The organism is Endozoicomonas sp. SESOKO1 (assembly GCF_024606265.1).
Classification (GTDB): domain Bacteria; phylum Pseudomonadota; class Gammaproteobacteria; order Pseudomonadales; family Endozoicomonadaceae; genus Endozoicomonas.
Genome location: NZ_JAHHPP010000114.1, coordinates 1 through 2,694 on the forward strand (window position 1 = coordinate 1; position 2,694 = coordinate 2,694).

The following is a 2,694-nucleotide window of genomic DNA, read 5'->3' on the forward strand; positions in this document are numbered from 1 at the left end:
AGGAGCTAGAGCAACGCAGGAGCAGTTGCCGGTAGGGCAGTCTATTCTCGGACAGCCTCCCAGGCTGAGCCCGCTACCTGACGGTTAAAATCATGCGTACGATAGCCTTCACCCTGTTGATCACACCCCTTCTTCAACAACATCAATATGTCCAAAAGTGGCGAAGTGGTGTTTAAGACATCGAAAAGCATCCTCTGGAAAAACCTGAAAATACGGCGCATCTGGGATGAGAAAAACAAAACACTGATCTATCTGAGCTACTCAACCAAAGAGACCGCCGACAGTGCAAAACATTCCATGACCACCGTACCCCTGTGGGGAAACCCTGCCTGGGATCAATTAAACCAACCTGATACACCTCAATAACCGGTACCTTTATTTTCCGGTTAGTTTTCATCATTTTTAACTGTCACTGCTCAATGAAAATTTTCAGCCTGCTTTTTGCGCTACTTGTCTCCTTTAACAGCATAAACACCGTTTCTGCCGATTCAGTATCCAGCGAAATTGACCACCTTATCGCCTATGTCTCGGCTTCCAGATGCAGCTTTATCAGAAACGACAGTAGTCACCCGTCGTCTGAGGCAGTGGAGCATATGACAAAGAAGTACCGGTACTTCAGTAAGCGGATTAACAGTGCAGAAGAATTTATCGAATTCAGTGCCAGCAAGAGCACCCTGTCCGGTGAACCCTACCGGATAAAGTGCCCCGGAACAAAAGAGCAACAGTCCAGTGAATGGCTGCTCGAAGAGTTGCAGCGATACCGGCAGGGGGTCATAAACCATTCTTAAAACCCGGCTCTCAATCTATAATCCCTTTGTCTGCAAGGCAATAAGCCGTGGAAATTCACCGTATTGGTTCTTATGCGTATTCTTCACACATCTGACTGGCACCTTGGCCAGCACTTTATGGGCAAAAGCCGGGAAGCAGAACACCAGGCCTTTCTGGACTGGCTGATCGCTCTGGTGCAAGAGCAGCGCATTGATGCCCTGATTATTGCCGGTGATATCTTTGATACCGGCACACCACCGAGCTATGCCAGGGGACTGTACAGCCGTTTTATTGTCAGCCTGCGCAATACCCACTGCCAACAGCTTATCGTGATTGGTGGCAACCACGACTCGGTAGCGACACTGAATGAGTCGAAAGAGCTGCTGGCCTGCCTGAATACCTTTGTGGTGGGTGGCGTCAGTAAAGACGCCCGGGAACAGGTTCTGGTGTTGAACAACGCTCAGGGTGATCCCGGTGCGGTCATCTGCGCCATTCCTTTTGTCCGTCCAAGGGATGTTCTGGAAAGCCAGGCAGGAGAGACCGGTGAGGGTAAACAACAGGCATTGCAACAGGCGATTGCTGCCCACTATCAGACCATTTACACAGAAGCTGAAAAGCTGGCTGGGGAACGTCTGCCCATTATTGCCACCGGTCATTTAACGACAGTTGGCGGACAACTGAGCGAATCCGTGCGTGAGATTTATATCGGGACCCTGTCAGCATTCCCGGTAGCCGCATTCCCTGAAGCTCACTACATTGCCCTCGGCCATCTGCACCGGCCACAGGTGGTAGCGAAGCAGGAACATATCCGCTACTCAGGTTCACCAATCCCCCTGAGTTTTGATGAAGCCGGGTCCGATAAGCAAGTCATTATTGTGGACTTCAAGGGAAATGAGCTGAATAAAATTGAGTCCGTTATGGTTCCTGTCTTCAGGCCTCTGATCAGTCTCAGGGGCTCCCTGGACAGTATTGACCAGCAGCTGGCCGCTCTTGCCAGTGAACGGGCCGATGAGCCAGCCGATGAGAATGATCAGCAACAGGCGCCGCTCAACCCATGGCTGGAGATTGAAATCACCGCTGAAGCTTACCTCCATGACCTGCAAAGCCGGGTCGAGCAGCTGGTGCTTGCCAGGGAGGAGCTGTCCTCATTTGAGCTGCTGAGGGTCAGAAGAAAACGGGAAAAGGCAGCGGCATCCTTAACCGTTGCCGACCAGGAGAGTCTGGCCGAGTTGAACGTTGAAGATGTTTTTCAGCAACGGCTTCAGCAGGAAGAGCTTACCGATGAACAATTACAGCAGCTGACCGGTGCGTTTCAGGAAATACTCGACGACGTGTTTGCCGCCGATCAAGAGCATCCCATGGTGGCGCACCATGGCCAGAAGGACAACGCCTGATGAAAATTCTCAGCCTGCGCCTGAAAAATATTAACTCCCTGAGGGGCGAGTGGAAAATAGACTTCCAGAGTGAACCTTTTGCCAACAATGGCCTGTTTGCCATTACCGGCCCGACCGGTGCTGGCAAAACCACGCTACTGGATGCCATCTGCCTTGCCCTGTACCACCAGACACCCCGCCTGACCACGATCTCCGCCTCCGATAACGAGCTGATGACCCGGCATACGGCTGAGTCGCTCTCGGAAGTTGAGTTTGAAGTGAAAGGTAAAGCCTACCGGGCCTTCTGGTCACAACGCCGGGCCCGGGGCAAAACCGATGGCAAGTTGCAGGCGCCGCAGGTTGAGCTGGCCCACAGTGACGGTACGATTATTACTACCCGTATCAGCGATAAATTGAAAAAGGTCAGTGAGCTGACCGGCCTGGACTTCGGACGTTTCACCAAATCCATGATGCTGGCCCAGGGTGGTTTTGCCGCTTTTCTGGAGGCCAGCGCCAATGACCGGGCAGAGCTGCTGGAGGAACTGACCGGTAC

Annotated in this window: 4 protein-coding genes; all 4 read left to right on the plus strand. The window is 52.5% G+C overall.

Annotated elements, in window-relative coordinates; translation table 11 throughout:
• Window positions 1-147: 147 nt before the first annotated feature.
• Window positions 148-366 (plus strand): CreA family protein, encoded by a 219-nt coding sequence (locus KDK13_RS05930; RefSeq protein ID WP_257284043.1) that lies wholly within the window; start codon window positions 148-150, stop codon window positions 364-366.
• A 53-nt stretch (window positions 367-419) separates the two neighbouring features.
• Window positions 420-788 carry a DUF5329 domain-containing protein gene (locus tag KDK13_RS05935; protein WP_257284044.1) on the plus strand — a complete coding sequence of 123 codons (369 nt, stop codon included), beginning with the start codon at window positions 420-422 and terminating at the stop codon, window positions 786-788.
• 72 nt (window positions 789-860) lie between these two features.
• Window positions 861-2,162, plus strand: coding sequence for an exonuclease subunit SbcD (sbcD, locus tag KDK13_RS05940; RefSeq protein WP_257284045.1), 1,302 nt, complete (start codon window positions 861-863; stop codon window positions 2,160-2,162).
• The coding region (locus KDK13_RS05945) for an AAA family ATPase (RefSeq protein ID WP_257284046.1) at window positions 2,162-2,694 on the plus strand (533 nt) is incomplete at its 3' end. The genes sbcD and KDK13_RS05945, both read left to right, overlap by 1 nt.

Coding starts and splice junctions, on each gene's coding strand:
- KDK13_RS05930 (WP_257284043.1), top strand. CDS start 148: ATGTCCAAAAGTGGCGAAGTGGTGTTTAAGACATCGAAAAGCATCCTC.
- KDK13_RS05935 (WP_257284044.1), top strand. CDS start 420: ATGAAAATTTTCAGCCTGCTTTTTGCGCTACTTGTCTCCTTTAACAGC.
- sbcD (WP_257284045.1), top strand. CDS start 861: ATGCGTATTCTTCACACATCTGACTGGCACCTTGGCCAGCACTTTATG.